The organism is Streptomyces akebiae, assembly GCF_019599145.1.
Lineage (GTDB): Bacteria > Actinomycetota > Actinomycetes > Streptomycetales > Streptomycetaceae > Streptomyces > Streptomyces akebiae.
In genome coordinates this window covers 1,464,386-1,483,707 of sequence record NZ_CP080647.1, presented here as the reverse complement: position 1 = coordinate 1,483,707, position 19,322 = coordinate 1,464,386, and the positions used below count along the sequence as shown (strand labels likewise).

Here is a 19,322-nt window from a genome sequence, read left to right as displayed (position 1 = left end):
CGTGCGTACGGATCGCACGTGCCGGGCGTCTCCGTGCGTCTTCCTGGAGGCGACGATGGCAGATCGAGCCCGGTTCGGCGCGGCCCGCGAACCGCACTTCGTCCGGTCCTTCGAGCGGGGACTCGCGGTCATCCGGGCCTTCGACGCGGAGCATCCCGCGCTGACGCTCAGCGAGGTCGCCCGGACCTGTGAACTGACCCGGGCCGCGGCCCGCCGCTTCCTGCTCACGCTCGTCGACCTCGGCTACGTCCACACCGACGGCCGACTGTTCCGGCTGACCCCGCGCGTGCTCGAACTCGGCTACGCCTACCTGTCGAGCTTCACCCTCCCCGACCTCGCCGAACCCCATCTGGAGCGGCTGGCCGCGCAGGTCGGCGAGTCGTCCTCGCTGTGCGTCCTCGACGGCGACGACATCGTGTACGTGGCCAGGGTGAGCGCGTCCCGGATCATGACGGCGACGATCACCGTGGGCACCCGCTTCCCCGCCCATGTCACCTCGGTCGGCCGGGTGATCCTCGCGCATCTGCCGGACGAGGAGATCGACGCCCGGCTGGCCCGCGCCGACCTCGTCCCCCTGACCCGGCGCACCCTCACCTCCGCCGACCAGCTCAGGGCCGAGCTGCGCCGCGTACGACGGCAGGGGTACGCCCTCGTCGACCAGGAACTGGAGGAGGGGCTCCGCTCGGTCGCCGTGCCGGTCCGGGACCGGGACGCCGAGGTGGTGGCCGCCGTGAACATCCCCGTCCACGCCGGGCGCACCTCCGTGGAGGCGGTACGCCGCGACCTGCTGCCCCATCTGCTCGCGACGGTCGCCCGGATCGAGGCCGACCTGTGCGTGACGGGAACGGCCGCGGGCCGGGCGCGGGCCGCGACCGGCGCCGCCCCGGCCGGCCGCCCCGGCTCCGCCGCTACAGGTCGAGCACCAGCCGTGACCCCTGGCAGCGCGACACGCAGATGAGCATGGTCTCCCCTGCCGCGCGCTCCTCGTCGCTGAGCACCGAGTCACGGTGGTCCGGGGTGCCCTCCAGGACGTCCGTCTCGCAGGTTCCGCAGGTGCCCTCCGCGCAGGAGTAGAGCACCTCGACCCCGGCGGCGCGCACGGTGTCGAGCACGGAGACCCCGACGGGGACCGTGACGGTCTTCCCCGTCCGCTCCAGCACGACCTCGAACTCGCTGTCCGGGCCGGTCTCCTGCTCCTTCGGCTGGAACCGCTCGACCCGGAGCGCCTTGGCCGGGCACCGTTCCTCGACCGCGTCCAGCAACGCGCCGGGACCGCAGCAGTAGACGAGGGTGTCCTCGGGCAGCCCGTCCAGCACGGCCCCGAGGTCGAGCAGCCCGGTCTCGTCCTGCGGGGCGACCGTCACCCGATCACCGTACGCGCCCAACTCCCGCTGGAACGCCATGGATGCACGGCTGCGACCGCCGTACAGCAGCGACCACTCCGCGCCCGACGCCTCGGCCGCGGCCAGCATCGGCAGGATGGGCGTGATGCCGATGCCGCCGGCCACGAACCGGTAGCGGGGCATCGGCTCCAGCGCGAAGTTGTTCCGCGGCCCGCGCACCCGGACCTTGTCGCCACGCCCCAACTCCGTGTGCACGTAAGCCGATCCGCCGCGCCCGTCGGGCTCCCGCAGCACCCCGATCCGCCAGGTGTGCCGGTCCGCCGGGTCGCCGCACAGCGAGTACTGCCGCTCCAGACCGGGCCCGAGCAGCACATCGATGTGCGCGCCCGGTTCCCAGGCCGGGAGCTCCTCGCCCAGCGGATGCCGCAGGGTGAGGGCGAGGACGCCGTCGGCGGCGAACTCCCTGCTGTCGACGATGAGTTCGGCCTCGTAGACGGGCGAGGTGGAGGACGAGGTCATGACGTGCTTCCTTGTGGCTCGTGTCCTTGCGGGTGGGCGAGCATCCACTCCCACATCTCGATGGGGTCCTGCGCGGTGTTCTCGCGCCCGCAGTGACAGGTGCCGTGCAGGATGTCCGTGCCCGGCAGCCAGTCGATGCGGTAGACCTCCCCGGTCCGGAAGGTGGGCGCTGTGCTCACTGGACCTTCTCCACCGGCTTCTCGCCCTGCTCGACCAGCCGGGCGAGGATACGGCGGGCGGCCAGACCACCGGTGTCGATGTTGATGCTCAGCTCCTGGTAGCCGGTGCGCTCGGAGCCCAGCGTCTCCTGGAGCAGGTTCAGCGCGACGACGTCCTGCATGACGACCGTGTGGTTGTTGCCCTTGAGGAACCCGGTGACCTCGTCGTCGTCGGTCGCCCAGTCGCGGGAGACCATCCAGAAGTCGTACACCTTGCCGTCCGTCGACGGGGTGATGGCGTAGGTGATCTCGGTGTGGAAGCCGTTCGGGTCGCTGCCGTCCGCCTCCGGGAGCACTCCCACGGGCGCGATCCGGCTGTGCAGCAGATACAGGCACGGGGCGAAGTACTCGATGTCCTGCCAGCGCGTGATGCGGCCCTCGATACCCGTCGACTTCGCGTAGAACGGCGGGCACTCGGCGTCGTCCATGTGCCGGCTCACGCGGACGACGCCGGCGCCCTCGTCGACCTCGGTGGTGATCGGCGTCTCGGCGACCTCGGGGGTGCCGATGTAGCCGCCGTGCAGGTACGTCTCGTGGGACAGGTCCAGCAGGTTGTCGACGAGGAGGCCGTAGTCGGCGTCGATCGGCTCCATGCCACGCACGGTGAGCCAGCCGGGTGCGGCCAGGTGCTTCGCGCGCGGGATGGTCTGCGGGTCGGCGAGCGCCGGGTCGCCTATCCACACCCAGATCAGCGAGTCCTGCTCGACCACCGGGTAGGAGGCCACGCGAGCCGTCCGCGGGATCCGCTTCTGCCCCGGCACATACACGCACGCGCCCGTCGTGTCGTACGTGAAGCCGTGGTACCCGCACACGATCCGGTCCCCGTCCAGCCCGCTCTTGGAGAGCGGGTACCGGCGGTGCACACACCGGTCGTGCAGCGCGACCGGCGTCCCCTCCTCCTCCGTCCGGTAGAAGACGAGCGGCTCACCGAGGATCGTCCGACCCAGCAGCTCCCGCCCCACTTCTTCGGCGTAGGCGGCGACGTACCACTGGTTCCTGGCAAAAGCAGTCATGTGCGGCATGAGCGGGTCCCGTCATCCTCGACGTCGTGTCGGAAACACCATGACGATGTCGCCTCCGCCCCGGCAATAGGACTTCCGTGGGACGGAAACCCCCTGGTCAGCCGCTTGCTGCCAGCCACGTGGTATTCAGTTCGCTTCACCGCACCGGCCGAGACCGGAACAAGTGCCATTCTGGCCCTGCGCTCGCGGGGTCGAATCGGGGTCGAATCGAGCATGTTGACCGTTCCACGGGTCAACGCGCCCTCTTGCCGCGATAGTTAGCCTCGCTTCGTCACGGAGTCTTTCACATTAGGGGCGGACCGGGTCAAGTCCCCCTGACGGGTTGGTCGTCAGGCGGCGCGTTCCTCGGAGGTGTCCGACGGAGCGAACAATCCGCTGAACGTCGTGACGGTCACACCCTCCACGGCCCGCGGCGGATGGGCGTAGGTCTCCCACGTCTCGGAGAACCTTGCGTGCCTGCTCAGAGCCTGCACAGTCTTCGGGTCGTGCCGGCCTGAGGCGCCAAGTTGCGATGTGTAGAAGTGCTTTAGGTCATGGAACCGGGTCTCGGGCGGCAGCCCGGCTATCCGGACGGCGGTGCGCCACTTTTCGTTGAAGTCTCGGCTGGACACCGGGCGGCCGTATCGGTTGGTGACGATCAGCCCCTCGTCCGGCGGTGCAACCCAGCCACGGCGCCGACGGTCACGTTCAGCACGGCGGGTCACCGGTGCCAGTCGGGGGAAGCGCTCGATGTGCTCCCTCAGCTTTTCGATGAGGAAGGCGTCGACGGGCAAGGTTGCTGCGCTGGCCTTGGTCTTGAGCTTTGCTGCCTTCCCGCCTTGTCGCTGTTCCTCGACGTACAGGAGTCCTTCCGCCCACTCCACAGATGTCTTCTTGAGGCCGATGGCTTCTCCTTCGCGGAGACCCGCGCATGCCGCGATCCACACGAAGACCTCGAACCGCGGCTCAACCTGTCTCATCGCAGCCGCTAGACGATTGACCTGCTCCGGGCTCAGGGAAACCTTGACGCGTTCTTCCACGTCCGGCAGCTCGATACGAGAGACGATGTTTGCTGGCAGTGGTACGTCCTCGTCGATCATATAGTTGACGAGGATGCGCCAGGTTTTGAAGATCTGGACACCATAGACACCTCCGACGGTGGGTTGATCGATCAGGTAATCCACTAGTGCCATGCTGTGCTTGCGGCGCAGCGTCTTGGCGGTGTGCTTCCCCAGGAATGGAATGATGTGGACGCGGATGTGCGTGTCGTACGTGTCAGTCGTGTTCTTGTTCTTGTTCCTCTTTCTCCGGCGTTCAAGGAATTGATTGGCATAGAACTCAACCGTTTCGTTCCCGAGGTCCGGATCCACCCAGCTGCCGTTGCGGATCTGCACCCGGACTTCGTCCAGGTGGTCGCGGGCTGCCTGCCAGGTGTCGAACGCCGGACGTCGGGTCTTGCCGTTCGGGTCCGTGTAGCGTGCCTGCCACTGCTGGCCGCGGCCGTGGTCAGTGGATGGGTACAGTGGGTTCCTCTTCGTGCCGCACTTGCAAGGCACGTCGCCCTCTTTCGGGTATTTCTTGTGCCACCGATCGAACGGTGCATCGGACTCGGCCATATGTCCCTTCCGTGGGAGAAGTCCAACCTTTCTCAGCCCTAGCGCTTAGGGATCCAGCGGTTTGGGTGAGTGGGCGAGTTCGCCCCTCTTGATGCGCTCGAAAAGGTCGTTGACCTGCTTCTCGCTATAGCGCACCCGGCTGCCATTCCTGTTTCCTTCCCGGTTGCCTCCTGGGCCGGGTCGGTAGTGCGGGCCAAGAGGGTAGGCGCGCAGAAGACCGCGATTGGTCCACCGGCGCCGCGTTGAAGGTGAAATGCCAAGTCGGTGTTCCACCTCACGGGGCATCATATAGCGATCCACGGAATCCGAATGAGGGTTTTCGGGTGCCTTATTCGACTTGCTGATCGGGGCACCCGAGCCCGCTATGTCGGAAGAACTCGAAGCCGAAACCCTCGCACTTCTGAACCTGGCATCCGGCAAGACTGTGCCTCCTGTAGCCACGTCGCTCCACCCGTGGTGGGTTCGGCTGGGGCGCCGTACTCGGCATCCGAGTGCGCCAGAGCCATCCATCTACAGGTGTTTATGGACAGGGCTGAACGGTAGCTCAAGTGATCCGGAAGCGACAGCAATGATTCGACCGATTCGCTCGCTTATGCGAACAAATGTCGTAAACATATGTATAGAACTTGGCGTGCGGAGCCTGGCTGGGCGGCGTCCAGGTGGGCTGCGGATGCGACGACGACAGCGCCAGCTGGCTCCTGACGGCAAACGCTCTTGCGGAGCCGACGGTCAAAGATGAAGAGGGACTCCTGGTAGGGCTACGCTGCCAGCGCGGGTTCCCTGCTCTTCGGCAGTGCTGTCCAGGAGTCCGAGGTCGGCCGCCAGGTCGATGAGTCGTTGACGTCCTGGAATGGGGTGTGTGCAACAAGCAGTCCGCGGACGGCTTATTCGTAATCGCCCGCTGCTCTGCAGGAATTAGGGTCTTTCCGTGTTCTCGCAGCGTAGATCAGCGACTCCCGTGTTGCGGCTGCGTGAAGCCGCGATGCGTCGCAACTCCTGTACGTCGTCAATGGCCTGTCGCGATCGAAGACGCCCAACCTCGTCGAGGGCACGGTGACCAACCGACACGGCTTCCTCCGGGTCGCCGGTGGTCATTTTGAGTGATGCGAGCTTCGTCCCGGAGAGTGCCCCGAGATCGAACGTATCCGTCTCCGTGCTCTTTGATCGCGATTTCCAGGCGCTCGGCCGCCGCAGATGGACGGTGGCCGGCGAGGAGAGCCAGGTCGAAGAATGCGTGGCCTGTGTCACCGTGATGCTGTGCGTGGTCGTAGTAGGCCATCCAGGGGGTGTCTTCTCCCTCAGTGGCGTGAGAGAAGATCTCGTCTGAACGGCCAATCGCGCGAACCGCTTCGTCGGTGTTCCTCATCTTGGCGTGGGCGCGGACACGGGCGTTGTGCAACATCGCCTGTTCCTTCGGCGTCAGGCGATCGGAGCGCACCAGGCCGTTCTCAGCGTGAGTCAATCCATCGTCAGGTTCTCCACCCCCAGATGGCCTGACGGGCCAACCAGTTCATGCCCGACGCCCGAAGGTGCCAGTTTCCGGCGGAATCGGCGCATTTGACGCCTTCGCTCAGGTAGTAGTGGGCGTCGGTGTGCTCGTATGCATCAAAGGCGCTCGCCCCCATAACGATCGCGAAGCGACCGACTGCCGTGAACAGTTCTGGCTCCAGGCGGCCAGGTCAGGGAAGGTACGTCTGCTGCCATTCGATGGAGCTCATGTTGAGCGCGGCCTCGGCGAGGGACTGGGCAGCGGCTGTCTTGAGCTTTGCGAGGCTGCTGTCGATCCAGGGCTGGACGTTCGCGCAGCCTTGTTCGCGGTACTCGACGGCCTGAAGAAGGCATTCGAGCTTATCCGCGTCGTGAGCGCAGATCACTTCGAGGGAGTCGCCAGTCTCGTACTCCTCGACGATCCGCTGGGCGCCGGCCCTCACTGCGGGGTGCGCGGCCGACACCTGGTCTGCGGTGACCATCTCGTTGCTGGCGGCTTCGAGGTAGCGCCGGCCGATGTGCGGGATGTCGCTGACGCGGGTCTCCTGCGTGTCGTGCCAGAGTCCGAGGAGGGCTGTCTTCGCTGGGTCGGCGCCTTCCATCATGGCGAGCACGGAGCCAATGAGGGCGACTCTGAAGCTGTGCTCGGCGATGGTCTCGGGGTCTTTGACCCCGGCGATCCACCACCCGGACCGCTTCGCGCGCTTCAGCATCCCCATTTCCAGCAGGAAGCCTGCCGTACCCTTCGCCTGCTCCTGCTCTGTGTCCGCCATGAGATGCGTCCTCCGATGTGTCATGCGCGGTTCTCGCGTAGAACGTAATGCACTGCGCTGAGTTCCCGCCTCGATCGCGGGGAGATTCCGTTGCGATCAAGCAGTCCACTGATGTGCGCGTACAGCGAGTCCGCCAGTTCGGGCTCCGCTAGGGGCAGCCAGTGGTGGTTGGTCAGCAGGGCCCAGAGCGAGTGAACGTACAGGTCCACGTACGCCGGCGCTTGGTGCAGACCGGCGGCGAGTCCCCGCAGGAGGCGTACGGGTTCCCAGTTGTTTGGCCCCTGCCGCATGAACCCGTCGTTCGCTTGAGGCTCCCTGATCGATCCGAGCCAGTAGGCCCAGTAAGTGAGGTTGGCCGTCTCGGCGGCGTCATCGTCCGCCATGGCTCTGTCGATGAAGTCCAACAGGGGCTGTGGGTCGCCAAGCCGAGCGAGAGCGACCGCAGTTGAGCGTGCTGTTGACCAGTGGGGTGTCCAGCCACGAACCGTGATGAGGTCACGGCGCGTGTGCAGGGCATGGCCCATCCAGGATGTCGCCTCTGGCGTCCGGTCGTACGAGCACAGGTAGAGCGCCTGCCGGTGAAGGAGTAACCCGTCTTCTCCCATATGTACGGCCAACTCCGCCGTTTCTCGGAGCTGGGAGAAGAACACGCCGCGGTCGAGCGTGGGCAGTAACGGCGCCTTGGCTACAGGACCGCGCCGTCCCGGCGTTGAGTGGCGCGCAAGGCTGGGGGGAACCGTTCCGTTCAGCGCCCACGCGATCATGTCGGCCGTATCGCGCGTGTGCACCCAGTCGGCGAGAGGATGCTGTGCCGTGTTCTCCGGGTGAATGGTCGCAGAGATGATCCGGTCCGCGTCCATGGCCGGATCGAGGAGGTGCAGTATGCGAGGGTCCGCCCCCATCGCCAGCAAACGGCGCCTCAGGTTCAGGAGTGTCCCGGCCTTCACATTGGCGAGCGGCCTTCGCCCGGTCTCCCATCCCTGCCAGGTGGCGAGGTCAACGCCGATGGCTTCGGCCATTCCGGCCTGTGTGCTGTGCGCGCTCTCCCGGGCGATGCGGAATACGAAGCCGGCGATCGTGCCCGTGGCCGCACGACCTCGTGCAGCTCCTTTCGCAGCCATGCCGCCCCCTGTGCCCTTGGTCGTCTAAACCCGTACCCACAGTCAGTCCTACTCGCTCCGCGGTGACCGTAACTTCTGGTTCGCAACAGCCACCGTCATCAAGGAGGCAGGCACAATGTCTACCGCAGTCAAGGCTGCCGTACGCCCGTGGGGCACTGGCCGACTTGGCCCATACCCGACGGTCACCCACCGTCCCCACGCGTCGGTCACGCTCGACCCCGACACCCAGCTCGGCGTCTACCTGGACCATGCCGGCCAGGTGGTCGAGATGGGCAAGCACGGCACCAGCAAGGGCACCGAGACGAAGACGGCCACGAATTCGGACTCCGCGCCCGACCAGGGGCACGACCAGGACTCCGAGCAAGACTGACCGGTGACTGAGGACAAGCCGGTGCTCGTGGCCACCGAGGCGGACGACCCCACCGCCGACATGGTGATCGCCCAGCTGAACCGGCAAGGCGTGCCAGTGGCCAGGTTCAACCCCGCTGACATCGGCGCGGAGCTGACGCTATCCGCGCGGTTCGGTACCTTCCCGTCCCTCGTGGCCGGGCAGATCCGCACTTCATCGCGGACCGTCGACCTGACCACGGTACGGTCGGTGTACTGGCGCCGCCCGGTGTGGCCCACCTTCGACCACCTCGACGCCGACGACGCCCGTTTCGCGGCAGCACACGTCCGCCACGGGCTTGGCGGCATCTTCTATGCCCTTGACGGACCGCTCTGGGTGAACCATCCACTCAAAAACGCTGCCGCCGACTACAAGCCCGCCCAGCTCGCCGCCGCCCAGCGCCTCGGGCTCGCCGTGCCACCGACTCTGGTGACGAACGACCCGGCCGAGGCCCGGTGTTTCATCACCAGCCACGATCAGGTGATCTTCAAGACCCTCCGCTGGACGCCCTACCAGCGCGACGGGGTTCCCGTGACGGGATGGGCCGACCCGGTCACGGCATCCGAGATCGACGAGAGCGTGCGCGTGGTACCGCACTTGTTCCAGGCTGTCGTGGACAAAGTGGCCGATATTCGTGTCCTGGTGGTGGGCCGACAGGTGTTCGCCGTGAGGATCGATTCCGGGATGCTGGACTGGCGCAAGGACTACTCGGCCTTGACTTACAGCGTGGTGAACCTGCCCGATCCTGTGGAGAAGGCTCTCCTCGCCTACCTGGATCACTTCGGACTGGTATCAGGGAGCTTCGATCTTGCCGTGGACAAGACGGAGGGCCTGTGGTGGCTGGAGCTGAACCCGAATGGACAGTGGGGCTGGCTGGAGGAGTCCACCGGCCTTGCGATGTCCGCCGCCTTTGCTGAACTGTTGACGCAAGGAGTCACCCCATGACCGACACCGGCCTGCTGCGACGTGCTCTCGCCGACCGCCTGACCGAGGCCGGCGTCCTCGTCAGCCCCCAGTGGCGAGAAGCGGTGAAGGCCGTACCTCGGGAGCTGTTCCTGAACCCGGGCGTGTTTCTGCCCGCAGACGGCGGCCGATGGCGGCCAGTTACGGCGGTCGGAACCGACCCGGACGAATGGGCGCAGATCGCCTACCGCGACGAGTCCTTGACCACCCAGCTCGACGGGCACCTCACCGCCGATCAGGCCAGTGACCTCGTGGACGGTTCGCCGACGTCATCGTCCACCACCCCGGTCACTGTCGTAGACATGATCGAGAAACTTGAGGTGGAAGACGGCCATCAGGTATTGGAGATTGGTACCGGCACCGGCTACTCCTCCGCCCTCATGTGCCACCGCTTGGGGGAGGACAACGTGACCACGGTCGAGGTAGATCCCTTGGTCGCGGCCCGTGCGGATGCCGCGCTGGAGACAGCCGGATACTCGACGTGGACCGTCACGGGAGACGGGCTCCTCGGCCATCCCCGCCGCGCACCGTACGACCGCGTCATCGCCACCTGCGCTGTGCGCCGCATCCCCTACACCTGGATCCGCCAGACCAAGCCGGGCGGCATCGTCCTCGCCACGGTCGGCGGATCCTGGCAGTACGGCACCGGACTCGCCAAGGTCACGGTCGCCGAGGACGGTACTGCCGAGGGCAGGATCATCGGTCGCTCCTCGTTCATGCAGGCCCGTTCCCAGGCGGAGGTGCCGATCGCCGGCGACCTGTCCGCCCGTACCGCCTACGCCGACAGCGAGCGCGAGTCCAAGGTGTCTCCGTTGTCCCTGGAGGAGTGGATGCCGGCGTTCCTCGCGCAACTCGCCGCTCCCGGAGCGCACTTCACGCGAGCCACGTCGCTGGAAGGGAACCGGCTGCTGTACATCTTCGACCAGGAACGCGAGTCGTTCGCATCGTTCACGGAGAACGAGGGCACCTGGACGGTCCGCCAGGGCGGCCCGCTGCCTCTGTGGGACACGATCGAGCAGGCCCTCACCGCGTGGCAGGATGCGGGAAGCCCCGCCATCACCTCTGTGCGGCTTCGTGTCACGCAGGAGACACACAGCTACTGGATCGAAGGCCATCCGGCCCTCCGTTGGCAGCACCACCTTCTCTGATCGAGGACGAAGCGATCCCTGCCGGGGCGCACTACTCTGCTGGGGCAGGAGCCTTCGGAGCGTAGGGAAGCAAGATGGACGACGAGCCGCTGTCGGAATGGGCGGAGCGCCGTGACGCGAAGATCGGACGCCTTCGAGCTGTCCCGCTCGTGTCCGGCAACGGCCCCAAGGGCTCACACCTACACCCCGATGCGCCCCGAGTCATCCAGCGGTGGAACGGTCACGCCTGGGAACCTCACGGGTTCGCAGCCAATCTCACTGAGGCTCAACGCATCCTGCACCCCCCGGCCGAGCAAACGTCATCTGCGCCAGCGCCCCTGCCCCAGCCGCTCAGTGCTGGGCGGGGCAGGCACAGGAGACCTCGCCCGGGTGAATGAGGCCGGCTGTCGCGTTCTGGCGCTTCCTGATCTGGGGCTCGCGCACCCTCGGCAAGCCGCTGGATAGAGTCGGGTCACATGACCGACTTCGTGATTGCGCAGACGACCATCGACGATGAGGGCCAGGCGAAGGCGCTGGCTCGGGGCGCGGTTGAGAGCAAGCTGGCAGCGGGCGCTCACATCGACGCGCCGTTTACCGCCGTCTACTGGTGGAAAAGCGAGATCGAGACGGCGCGAGAGTGGCGGATCTCGTACATGACGACGACGGACAATCTTTCGGAGCTGGAAGCGTGGGTGGCCGAGAATCACTCATACGAGGTGCCGCAGTGGGTCACCCTTCCTGTGACAGGCGGATCGAGTGCTTACCTGTCCTGGGTCGTTGCGGAGACGACCGAGGGCTGACGCGCTGCGTGACGGCGTTCGCGTCCTGGATGAGCCCGCGTTGAGTGTGGCACGAGCCTCAAGATGCGAACTGCCGTAGGTGATCGGCGAGTTCTCGCTCGTTGTCTGGAAGCCAGGCCGCGATGGTTCGGGCCCGCTCCTTGCCCATCGTGTTGGGCTTGGCCTGACTCGCAGCCGCAAACTGTCGTGTTACGTAGACGCCTTGGTCGACATCTCCGCCGCGCAGCAGCGCCGCAGCGAGATCGCCGAGGACGACAACACCTCCATCCGGCAGGTCATCCCCGAGGCGTTCGACGGCAGTGGTGGCCGTGGCGGTCAGTTCAGATCGTCCCAGCTGTCCGTACACGGAGAGTGCCAGGGAGTCCATGCGGTAAGGGGTCACGAATCGGACCCACGCCTGCTCGCTTGTGTGATCTGCGAAGTCGTAGGCGAAGCGCGCTCGATCCAGGGCACGCAGTGCCCCTGTGTCGTCGCCGAGCGCCGCAGCCTCCTCGGCGTGCCTGCCGAGCACCCAGGCGGCGGCCGTGGCGTTGCCGTGGCCTCGAACATCCTGGGCTGCCTGGGAAAGAAGCCTCAGCTTCTCCTTAGGCGTCGGAGCTCCGTAGCTGGCATAGGTTAGAGCCAGGGCTCGGAGCGGGGGGTGCCCGGCGGTCAAGGCACACTCCGACGTGACCTTGTAGTAGGCGTCAGCCTTGTTGGTCTCGCCCAGATCCCAGGCCACCCATCCGGCCAGGGCTGCGGTTTCCCCGGCTGCGATAGTCAGAGCCCGTTCGTGCTCGCCGGCACGCGGCAAAGCTGCGGTGATAGCGTCAAGGTGAGACTCAACCGTACGCTGTAACCGGCGTGCGCTGAAGGTGAGTTCTTGAATGTGCAACTCAGCAGCTCGGTTGACGAGCGCAGCTGCGGAAGGCGCGTCAGTCTTGGAACCCTTGCTGAGGGCGAGGGCTAGCCGCCCCCAGGGCTCGGCAGCCGCGCTCACGCCGATGGCGGCGCCCTCCAGCAACGTGCGGCGCTTCACGTCCTCCTGGTCCTCCTTTTCACGGGCGCATTCCTTCTTCTTCCTGGCGCGGGCGGCCTTGGCCTCCCGCCGCAGGTCTTCGAATGAGATGCCGTAGGCCGCCGCGATGTGCTCAAGTGTGTGGTCGGTCGGGACGTTCTCGAACTTCTCGTAGCGGCTGATCTCTCGACGGGTCATGGTGTCCCGGCCGGAGACAGCGTTGATGGCGGCTGCCTGCTGCTCCTGTGTCCGGCCTGCGTCCTGCCGGAGCCGGAGGAGCAGTTCGGCGAACGGATCTGCCATGAGTGTGACCTCTGTCGGGGAGTGGAATCCAATCATGGCCCCAGCTCCCCCTTTGATTTCCCCCCTTGACAGATTTTTCCCCCTCTGATTTCCCCTGGTCCGGGGCCTGGTCCCGCGATGCGATGGGCCCATGACGACGTTCCGCAGGGCAGCACCGCCCCCACTCGCGCGGAGGACCAGCCCGGCGGGCGGAACTTGGCCAAGGACAAGCCAAACCTGCAACGCGGCCATGCTGTGGGACCGAGGCTCGTTCTCTTCTGCCGCCCGAAGGGGAACTGGTATTCCCGCGGGCGATGGCCGCTGCCTGGTTGGTTCTGTGGACGTGGTGAGGGCCGCTGCGCTACGGACGAGCCCCTTGGGGATCAGCATCTCCGCCGAATCCGCGCTCGGAGACGTCTCGCCAGTAGTCCTTCAGCATCTCGCTGGGCCAGGACGGCTGTGTGACAGGGCCGCGAGGGAGCATCTCCTGGAACACCGCTACCAGGTCGACCACAAGTGTGCCGTCATCCGCGTCGAGGTCGGTGACGTGCAGGTCGCGGCCTTCAACGCGCAGAAGACGGGGAAACGAGGTGGCGAGTCGTGCTGGCCGTCGGTGGTTGTGGTGCACGAAGGTCCCCGTCGCCGGCCAGGCCGGGTTGTCGCGAGGGCTGCGCGCGTGCAGCGCGACGTCGTCGGGAGATCCGAAGTTGAAGAACCAAGTGACTTGGATGTGCGAGAACTCTTCGATCCCCTGCAGCGTCTCCACCGGATACTCCGGGTGCAGCCGGATGATCGATTCCACCCCGCTCTTGAAGTCGTCGAGCCGCCCAGTGTGCCCTCCAACCACGGTTGCGATGACAGGCACTTCGATGGACTCAGTGGACACGGCTTTCCCCTTCTCGGCTGTGAGCAGGGCGGGACGTACGGCATGTTCGTGGTCGTCCTCGCCACGACGGCGCCGTCAGGCTACTCGTTGGAGTACTTCCTTAGCCCGCTCGTCGATCTCTCCAGCTGCTGTGATTCCTCGGTTCCGGAAAGGGGAGAGCACCCTGCGCATGTTCACGACGGCCTCACGCGCCCTGCCCGACTGAACTCCTTCCATGGCGTCCAGTGCTTGGGCCCACGTATGGCAGGCGGCCTCAACGTTGCCTTGATGCGCCTGTACCGCGCCCATGTAGCCCAGGGTGACGGCATGCGTACGGCTGAAAGTCTCGGCCTTCCTGGTCAAAACGCTGTTGTGGAACTCGCGAAGAGCCCCTCCGAGGTCACCAAGGGTCCACAGAGTGCGCGCCGTTTCGTGGGCCAGGGACGCCTGCTGGAAGAACCACACCCGATGCGGATCATCGTCGCCGGGCCTAGCGGCGGCGAGATCGTCCTCAGCGCGGAGAAGTGCTGCTATCGCCTCGCGCCTCTGCCCGTCCGTGGCAAGGCTGCGTGCGCGGACAACGCCGAGCAGGGCGCGTTCACGTGGTGTCGCCAGCGTGTAACGCCTGCGGTCGACGGACGCGGTCGCGAGCTGCACTCCGGTTCCGGGGTGGCCCAAATCGATCGCCTGATGGGCCATGGCACGGAGAATATGACCGGCCAGCGGCGCCTCGTCGGCTTCTGCGGCGAGTTTCAGCGCCAGCGTGAAGTAGCGACGCGCTGCCTCGTGCTCCGAAGCATCGAAGCTCATCCAGCCAGCGACGTAGACGGCTTCGGAGGCTGCGGCAAGAAGGTGTTTACGGGTTTCGTCGCTGGTGAAGACGCCGCCAACGTATCGAGCGACGTCATCGAGGATGTACTGGCGGAGGGCTGTGCGACCGTCCATGCCGCCGTGCCGCTGGTCCCTTTTGGAGAAGAACTCGGTCATCTCCCGGACCGCGGCAACTTCGCTGACACCGATGCGGCGGGATGTGGCAGCCGGACGAGACTTGGCTCTTTCCGGAGCTTCGTCCCACCATTGCTGTCCGGGCAACACCAGGCCGCCTACCGAGTAGGCGGCGCCGGCCAGCAGTTGGCGGCGTTCCAAGTCCACGTCGCTTCTCCCCAGATCCACCAGCGCGGTCAGCGTATCGACGCGCCACTCGGATGCTGGGTCGGGGTCGGCGGGCGATGCCGAAAGCCCGATTTCCGCCAGGGTGATCGGGCGTTGCAGCCGTCGAGACAACGTCTCACACAAGATACGGGGTGCCCTGCCGCTGGGGCGGGTGCCGGAGATCCACATGGCGATGTGCGAGCGGCTCGTGGCCAACAGCTCATCCGCGCCGACCTCGGCAGCCACCCTGACTACGGCTGCGGCGAGTTTGGGCTGCGACCAGCCTGTCTCTGCGATCACAGCGGCCAGTTGTTCGTTCCTTGGTGCCATCCGACGTCCCCGTTCACAAGAGAACGATCTTTGACGGGTTTGACGGCATCGAGGACTGGCCGGGGATACCAACCCGTCGTCATTCACGGTTCGCTCAAGGTCAACGAAACCACCATCTGCCTTTGCCCGGGAGGAAATCCGGTGAAGACCAGCCACTCGTCTGGTGCCGACGCCAGGTCCCTTCCCGGCGCTGTCACCACCGGCATCGACGCTTCGGGATCGATCGTGAGCCGGAAGCTGTCGCCCTCCCGGACACACGCGGTCGGGAGGCAGGCATGAACGAGCCTAAGGCTGCGGAGGAATACGACGGCGTCACTGAACAGCACAAGAGCATGACGCTGGCCGCCAACGACAGTGCCCCGCGCGTTGCCCGTTCTTTCACCCGCGACGTACTCACGGCGTGGGGGCTGGAAGACCTGATGGATCAAGCCGTGCTGATCGTCAGTGAACTCACCACCAACGCCGAGCGCCATGGCCGGCGCAGTGAAGACGGCGAGGACACCTCATCCGGCTCGCCGGACAAGGCGAGCGAGGAGATCACGCTGACCCTCGCGGTCCAAGCCGACGTCGTGGCGATCGAGGTTGAGGACAACTCGCCCTACGCCCCGATCCAACAGATTCCTGGGCAGTACGCGACCAGCGGGCGCGGCCTGTGCCTCGTGTCGGCGATGGCCGACAGCTGGACCACGCGTCCCACCGCGGACGGGACCGGCAAGCGCGTGAGCGCCTTCATCAGTCGCGCTGAATCGAGCGCCGCTTCCTGATCCGCGTCGTCCTTTTCGCCCTCTTTGGAGATCCTTGTTATGTCACCCAAGGCACCTCTCACAGTCTCGCCCCCCGCGACAGGGAGCAACGTCGGCTGCGGCTCTGAAGCACCGCGTTGCCTCCTCCTCGATCTGGACGGCGTGCTCGTCGACACGCGTCCTGTGATGGAGCTTGCGTGGCGCGCAGTCCAGGACGCCCACGGCGTGACCGTTCCCTTCGAGGCGTACCAAGAGCATCTTGGCCGCCCCTTCGATGACATCATGGGTCTCCTTGGCCTGGGCAACGCTGAGGAGATTCACCGGACATACGCCCAGACGTCTGCGGCTGCGTCTCATCTGGCGCAAGAGTTCGATGGCATTACGGATGTCCTTCTCGCGGTCGCCGCTAATGGCTGGTCGCTCGGCGTTGTCACGTCCAAGCCGCTTCCTCGGGCGACGCCCCTTCTTGCGCGGATCGGCTGCCCGTTCGCCGCAGTCCGCGGGCCCGATGAACATGGGCGGGGCAAGCCTGCACCGGACCCGATCTTGCTTGCTCTGATCGACCTCGGCGTGGATCCAGCCGATGCGACCTACGTGGGCGACATGGCGGTCGACCAGGAAGCAGCGCGCCGCGCCGGCGTCTCCTATGTCCATGCAGGTTGGGGATACGGCCGTCCGATGGGGGCATACCCCGCCGTCGCCGATACGCCCAGGCAGCTGTTGCACCTCCTCGGTGTCAGCACCCACAAGGGCCCGTTTGTCGAAGGAGGCTTGCTGTGAAGGCCGCTGGACACAGCGCTCTTGGCCTTGCCCGGTCACAGTTCGGTGAGCGGCCATCGTGGGCCTTGGTGGGAGAGGGCGCTCTCGCCACCGTGCGGACAGACCGCATCACCACACGGGAACTGGAGGCTCGGCCGCTCCATTTGGGCGAAGTCGACGAGCACATCAACCGGATCATGGAGGCCCTTGAAGCGTACGGCGCGCATCTCGCGGCGACACCAGGTGGCGCGGGATGGCTGTACGTGCAGCACGTTCCGGCGCGGCGTCTGGTGGGGCAGCTCGTCCGCAAGTTATTGGCCCTCAGCGCCTGGGAGCCCTTCGCGAGCGCCCCTGGTGGCATCACTCTCGCTCCGTACGAAGGGCTCGTCGGGGTGCGGTCGAGCAGTTCGCGCGAGTACCGGTCGTACACCGTGACCTGGTCCGGCCTGGCGTTCGTGCTCGGGGCTCCGGCCCCGCACAATCCGTTGCGGTCCGCACAGTTACGCAACCTTCCCTCGGCTCGCCCGAATGCAGGCTCGGGACTGGTGCCTGCGACCTGGCCGCGGAGTGAGGTGGTGGCGCTGTCGTGGTCCTCCCGGCACGCCGCCACGGTGCTCCCGGTACTCGAAGCTCTCTCCCGCGAAGGCGCACGGAGTCTGCTCCTCGACCTGGCCACCGACGACGCCGACCGCTGCACCGCGCCGGATACAGAGGACCTGCGCTTCGGTGCCCTGCCGGCTCATCTCTTCAGCGCCTCCGGCACGGTGGACGGGCTCCGCCTGCCGGATGACAACCACGTCGTGCGGGTGAAGGAACACGGTGTGTACCTGTCTCGGCTCGTCAGATTGATCTCCGTTGTCCTGGAGACGGCTGGAGGGTGCACCCAGCCGTCGTGGCGAACAATCGTGGAGATTGAGAGGCGACTGGACGAAGTCCTGAACGCGGCCCGGCCGCGCACCGTGCTGGTCAGCAACGACACAAGCCCGCTGGGTGCGCTAGCCGTCCAAGTGGCCGAGCGCCATGGGCTCGACACGGTGCACGTCCAGCACGGTGCGTGGACGGCACAGGCCGTTGCCTGGCCCGCCCTGCACAGTCGTCACATCGTGGTCATGGGCGAACGAGACGTCCCGCTTGCGAAAGCCTGGGCACGGCATCCGCGCTCCGAAGTCCACGTCCTCGGGCAGCCACGCTTCGACTGCCTCACGGGTCTCGACCGCGCGGCTCAACGGCGGTATCTGGCAGGGCTGATGGCCACAGGCCGTGATCGTGTGCCCTCCCGGATCATGGTCTGGGCCTGCCAGCCCTTCGGCCAGGAACGTCTCAAGGCTCAGGCCAACCTGATCGCGGAGGGGCTGCGCCGGGCTGAAGGGGACTGGGGCCTCGTTGTTGCTCCGCACCCTGCACAAGGCGCCGAAGCGTTCTCCTCTCTCTTCGCGCACGACGACGAACCCGGCGATGACGAGCTGCGCGTGGCCGTGGCCGATGCGCAGGTCGGCGCACGCGGGTGCATGGCCGGCGCCGACGCCCTGGCGAGCGCTTATTCGACGTGCGGAATTGAAGCTGCCCTCCTGTGCGTGCCGGTCCTCGAAATCGGAGCCTCCGGCGAGCGCACCCTCGGCCTGGCCGACCACGGCCTGGCTCACCGCTGCCGTAGCGCCGACGACGTGACCACCGCACTTACCGCGCTGGCCTGCCCCGATGTGCCCGATGTCGAGCCGATGCCGGATGCCGTTTGCCGGTGGCGCGGAGACAGTGCCGGCGCCATTGCCCGCCTCATCCTCCCTCCTGCCCGTGTCACGCCCCTCGATCCCGTCCCCGCTGATCCCCCCGCCGCTGATTCTGCTCGGCCGCGGGGTGAAGGAGTCCCTGCCCGATGACACACCTGACCGCCGATACCGTCGCTGAACTCTTCGCCGGGGCCGTCACCCTGGCCAAAACCGGCGAGAAGGTCGCCCCCCGCGGTATGGCCACCCGCGAAGTCCTCGACGTCCATATGCGGTTGACCCAGCCCCGGGCACGTCTGCTGCACGCGCCGCCAGCCCGGATCCTCAACCCGGCGTTCGCGGTGGCCGAGACCGTCTGGCACCTTTCCGGCTCGGATGACCCGTGGATCTTCGACTACAACGCCCGTTTGCGGCGGTACGCGGATGACGGCGTGCTACTGGGCGCGTACGGGCCGCGGATGCGGAACTGGGCAGGAAAGGTGGACCAGCTCCACCGAGTCGTTGACATCCTCAAGGTGGACGCCGACTCCCGCCGAGCTCTGATCCAGCTCTACGACCCGGCCATCGACGCCGCCGGGCACAAGGACGTGCCGTGCACGCTCGGATTCGCCTTCCACTTGCGCGCCGGCCGCCTGCACATGACGACCACGATGCGCGGCCAGGACGTATGGATCGGCCTGCCCTACGACCTGTTCTTCTACACAGTCCTGCACGAGTTGGTCGCCGGGTGGCTCGGCGCCGAACTCGGCGAGTTCCACCACCAGGTCGGGTCCCTGCACATCTACGAGAGCCACCTCGACGACGCCGAGCAACTCACCTCGCTCAACGCGAGCGAGATCATGCCGGACCTCAGCACTCCGTGGGACGGCTTCGACGGGCTGCTCCGGAACGTCCAGACCGGGGAGCTGACGGGACATCCGGGCTGGGACACCATGACCGAGACGATGCACAGCTACCGGCTGTGGAAGGGCAACCTGCGCGACGAAGCGTGGCAGCAGGCCGGCCGCGTCGGCGGCCCGCTCGGCCTGGCGCTGACGTCCTGGTACAGCGAGTTGAACCGCCGCGCCGCGTCCTCGTCCGCCCGCCCTGTGGCAGGGGTCAGGTGACGCTCGC

Annotated in this window: 19 protein-coding genes; 10 read left to right on the top strand and 9 right to left on the bottom strand. The window is 66.5% G+C overall.

All coding sequences use genetic code 11. The features are described 5' to 3' along the window. Positions 1 to 55 precede the first annotated feature (55 nt). Positions 56 to 958 (top strand): IclR family transcriptional regulator domain-containing protein, encoded by a 903-nt coding sequence (locus tag K1J60_RS06560; RefSeq protein WP_220645340.1) that lies wholly within the window; start codon positions 56 to 58, stop codon positions 956 to 958. On the opposite strand, the gene K1J60_RS06555 is transcribed toward K1J60_RS06560, so the two are convergent. From K1J60_RS06555 to K1J60_RS06530, 6 genes are all read right to left on the bottom strand, one after another. Next, positions 909 to 1,862 carry a PDR/VanB family oxidoreductase gene (locus K1J60_RS06555; RefSeq protein WP_220645339.1) on the bottom strand — a complete coding sequence of 318 codons (954 nt, stop codon included), beginning with the start codon at positions 1,860 to 1,862 and terminating at the stop codon, positions 909 to 911. The genes K1J60_RS06560 and K1J60_RS06555 overlap by 50 nt on opposite strands. Then, positions 1,859 to 2,041, bottom strand: coding sequence for a hypothetical protein (locus K1J60_RS06550; RefSeq protein ID WP_220645338.1), 183 nt, complete (start codon positions 2,039 to 2,041; stop codon positions 1,859 to 1,861). Before K1J60_RS06550 ends, K1J60_RS06555 begins: the two co-directional genes overlap by 4 nt. Beyond that, on the bottom strand, positions 2,038 to 3,102 hold the full coding sequence (locus tag K1J60_RS06545; protein WP_220645337.1) for an aromatic ring-hydroxylating dioxygenase subunit alpha: 1,065 nt from the start codon (positions 3,100 to 3,102) through the stop codon (positions 2,038 to 2,040). Before K1J60_RS06545 ends, K1J60_RS06550 begins: the two co-directional genes overlap by 4 nt. 329 nt (positions 3,103 to 3,431) lie before the next feature. Further along, on the bottom strand, positions 3,432 to 4,697 hold the full coding sequence (locus tag K1J60_RS06540) for a tyrosine-type recombinase/integrase (RefSeq protein WP_220645336.1): 1,266 nt from the start codon (positions 4,695 to 4,697) through the stop codon (positions 3,432 to 3,434). A gap of 1,679 nt (positions 4,698 to 6,376) precedes the next feature. After that, complete coding sequence (locus K1J60_RS06535; protein WP_220645335.1) at positions 6,377 to 6,958, bottom strand: HD domain-containing protein; 582 nt, start codon at positions 6,956 to 6,958, stop codon at positions 6,377 to 6,379. A gap of 20 nt (positions 6,959 to 6,978) precedes the next feature. After that, a complete protein-coding gene (locus tag K1J60_RS06530; RefSeq protein WP_051851142.1) occupies positions 6,979 to 8,079 on the bottom strand; it encodes a helix-turn-helix domain-containing protein in 1,101 nt (366 codons plus the stop codon). 115 nt (positions 8,080 to 8,194) lie between these two features. Between K1J60_RS06530 and tgmA the strand changes: the two genes are divergently transcribed. The 5 genes from tgmA (at position 8,195) to cutA (ending at position 11,357) form a co-directional block, all read left to right on the top strand. Further along, positions 8,195 to 8,449 carry a putative ATP-grasp-modified RiPP gene (gene tgmA, locus K1J60_RS06525; protein ID WP_031112244.1) on the top strand — a complete coding sequence of 85 codons (255 nt, stop codon included), beginning with the start codon at positions 8,195 to 8,197 and terminating at the stop codon, positions 8,447 to 8,449. A gap of 3 nt (positions 8,450 to 8,452) precedes the next feature. Continuing rightward, the gene (gene tgmB / locus K1J60_RS06520; RefSeq protein WP_220645334.1) at positions 8,453 to 9,412 is read left to right on the top strand and encodes an ATP-grasp ribosomal peptide maturase; all 960 of its coding nucleotides are present in this window, start codon (positions 8,453 to 8,455) and stop codon (positions 9,410 to 9,412) included. Beyond that, a complete protein-coding gene (tgmC, locus tag K1J60_RS06515) occupies positions 9,409 to 10,578 on the top strand; it encodes an ATP-grasp peptide maturase system methyltransferase (protein WP_220645333.1) in 1,170 nt (389 codons plus the stop codon). The genes tgmB and tgmC overlap by 4 nt, the downstream gene beginning before the upstream one ends. A 74-nt stretch (positions 10,579 to 10,652) precedes the next feature. Then, complete coding sequence (locus tag K1J60_RS06510; protein WP_220645332.1) at positions 10,653 to 10,955, top strand: DUF6087 family protein; 303 nt, start codon at positions 10,653 to 10,655, stop codon at positions 10,953 to 10,955. A gap of 78 nt (positions 10,956 to 11,033) precedes the next feature. After that, positions 11,034 to 11,357, top strand: coding sequence for a divalent-cation tolerance protein CutA (cutA, locus tag K1J60_RS06505; RefSeq protein WP_220645331.1), 324 nt, complete (start codon positions 11,034 to 11,036; stop codon positions 11,355 to 11,357). 58 nt (positions 11,358 to 11,415) lie between these two features. Here cutA and K1J60_RS06500 read toward each other — a convergent pair whose 3' ends face one another. The 3 genes from K1J60_RS06500 to K1J60_RS06490 form a co-directional block, all read right to left on the bottom strand. Next, positions 11,416 to 12,657 (bottom strand): helix-turn-helix transcriptional regulator, encoded by a 1,242-nt coding sequence (locus K1J60_RS06500; protein WP_220645330.1) that lies wholly within the window; start codon positions 12,655 to 12,657, stop codon positions 11,416 to 11,418. A gap of 340 nt (positions 12,658 to 12,997) precedes the next feature. Continuing rightward, positions 12,998 to 13,522 carry a TrmO family methyltransferase domain-containing protein gene (locus K1J60_RS06495; RefSeq protein WP_220645329.1) on the bottom strand — a complete coding sequence of 175 codons (525 nt, stop codon included), beginning with the start codon at positions 13,520 to 13,522 and terminating at the stop codon, positions 12,998 to 13,000. A gap of 75 nt (positions 13,523 to 13,597) precedes the next feature. Further along, positions 13,598 to 14,983, bottom strand: a complete 1,386-nt coding sequence (locus tag K1J60_RS06490; RefSeq protein WP_031112252.1) for a Tat pathway signal protein — start codon at positions 14,981 to 14,983, stop codon at positions 13,598 to 13,600. A gap of 275 nt (positions 14,984 to 15,258) precedes the next feature. Between K1J60_RS06490 and K1J60_RS06485 the strand changes: the two genes are divergently transcribed. The 4 genes from K1J60_RS06485 to K1J60_RS06470 are packed head-to-tail and all read left to right on the top strand — an operon-like array spanning position 15,259 to position 19,315. Beyond that, positions 15,259 to 15,747 (top strand): ATP-binding protein, encoded by a 489-nt coding sequence (locus tag K1J60_RS06485; RefSeq protein ID WP_220645328.1) that lies wholly within the window; start codon positions 15,259 to 15,261, stop codon positions 15,745 to 15,747. Between the two features lie 39 nt (positions 15,748 to 15,786). Beyond that, positions 15,787 to 16,506 carry an HAD family hydrolase gene (locus K1J60_RS06480; RefSeq protein ID WP_220645327.1) on the top strand — a complete coding sequence of 240 codons (720 nt, stop codon included), beginning with the start codon at positions 15,787 to 15,789 and terminating at the stop codon, positions 16,504 to 16,506. Further along, positions 16,503 to 18,362, top strand: coding sequence for a hypothetical protein (locus K1J60_RS06475; protein ID WP_220645326.1), 1,860 nt, complete (start codon positions 16,503 to 16,505; stop codon positions 18,360 to 18,362). The genes K1J60_RS06480 and K1J60_RS06475 overlap by 4 nt, the downstream gene beginning before the upstream one ends. Beyond that, positions 18,359 to 19,315: a thymidylate synthase gene (locus K1J60_RS06470; protein ID WP_220645325.1), complete on the top strand. Its 957-nt coding sequence runs from the start codon at positions 18,359 to 18,361 to the stop codon at positions 19,313 to 19,315. The genes K1J60_RS06475 and K1J60_RS06470 overlap by 4 nt, the downstream gene beginning before the upstream one ends. Positions 19,316 to 19,322 lie beyond the last annotated feature (7 nt).

Excerpts from the sequence above, each read along its gene's own strand:
- K1J60_RS06560 (WP_220645340.1), top strand. The coding sequence starts at position 56 with ATGGCAGATCGAGCCCGGTTCGGCGCGGCCCGCGAACCGCACTTCGTC.
- K1J60_RS06555 (WP_220645339.1), bottom strand. The coding sequence starts at position 1,862 with ATGACCTCGTCCTCCACCTCGCCCGTCTACGAGGCCGAACTCATCGTC.
- K1J60_RS06545 (WP_220645337.1), bottom strand. The coding sequence starts at position 3,102 with ATGCCGCACATGACTGCTTTTGCCAGGAACCAGTGGTACGTCGCCGCC.
- K1J60_RS06540 (WP_220645336.1), bottom strand. The coding sequence starts at position 4,697 with ATGGCCGAGTCCGATGCACCGTTCGATCGGTGGCACAAGAAATACCCG.
- K1J60_RS06535 (WP_220645335.1), bottom strand. The coding sequence starts at position 6,958 with ATGGCGGACACAGAGCAGGAGCAGGCGAAGGGTACGGCAGGCTTCCTG.
- K1J60_RS06530 (WP_051851142.1), bottom strand. The coding sequence starts at position 8,079 with ATGGCTGCGAAAGGAGCTGCACGAGGTCGTGCGGCCACGGGCACGATC.
- tgmA (WP_031112244.1), top strand. The coding sequence starts at position 8,195 with ATGTCTACCGCAGTCAAGGCTGCCGTACGCCCGTGGGGCACTGGCCGA.
- tgmC (WP_220645333.1), top strand. The coding sequence starts at position 9,409 with ATGACCGACACCGGCCTGCTGCGACGTGCTCTCGCCGACCGCCTGACC.
- K1J60_RS06510 (WP_220645332.1), top strand. The coding sequence starts at position 10,653 with ATGGACGACGAGCCGCTGTCGGAATGGGCGGAGCGCCGTGACGCGAAG.
- cutA (WP_220645331.1), top strand. The coding sequence starts at position 11,034 with ATGACCGACTTCGTGATTGCGCAGACGACCATCGACGATGAGGGCCAG.
- K1J60_RS06500 (WP_220645330.1), bottom strand. The coding sequence starts at position 12,657 with ATGGCAGATCCGTTCGCCGAACTGCTCCTCCGGCTCCGGCAGGACGCA.
- K1J60_RS06490 (WP_031112252.1), bottom strand. The coding sequence starts at position 14,983 with ATGGCACCAAGGAACGAACAACTGGCCGCTGTGATCGCAGAGACAGGC.
- K1J60_RS06485 (WP_220645328.1), top strand. The coding sequence starts at position 15,259 with ATGAACGAGCCTAAGGCTGCGGAGGAATACGACGGCGTCACTGAACAG.
- K1J60_RS06480 (WP_220645327.1), top strand. The coding sequence starts at position 15,787 with ATGTCACCCAAGGCACCTCTCACAGTCTCGCCCCCCGCGACAGGGAGC.
- K1J60_RS06470 (WP_220645325.1), top strand. The coding sequence starts at position 18,359 with ATGACACACCTGACCGCCGATACCGTCGCTGAACTCTTCGCCGGGGCC.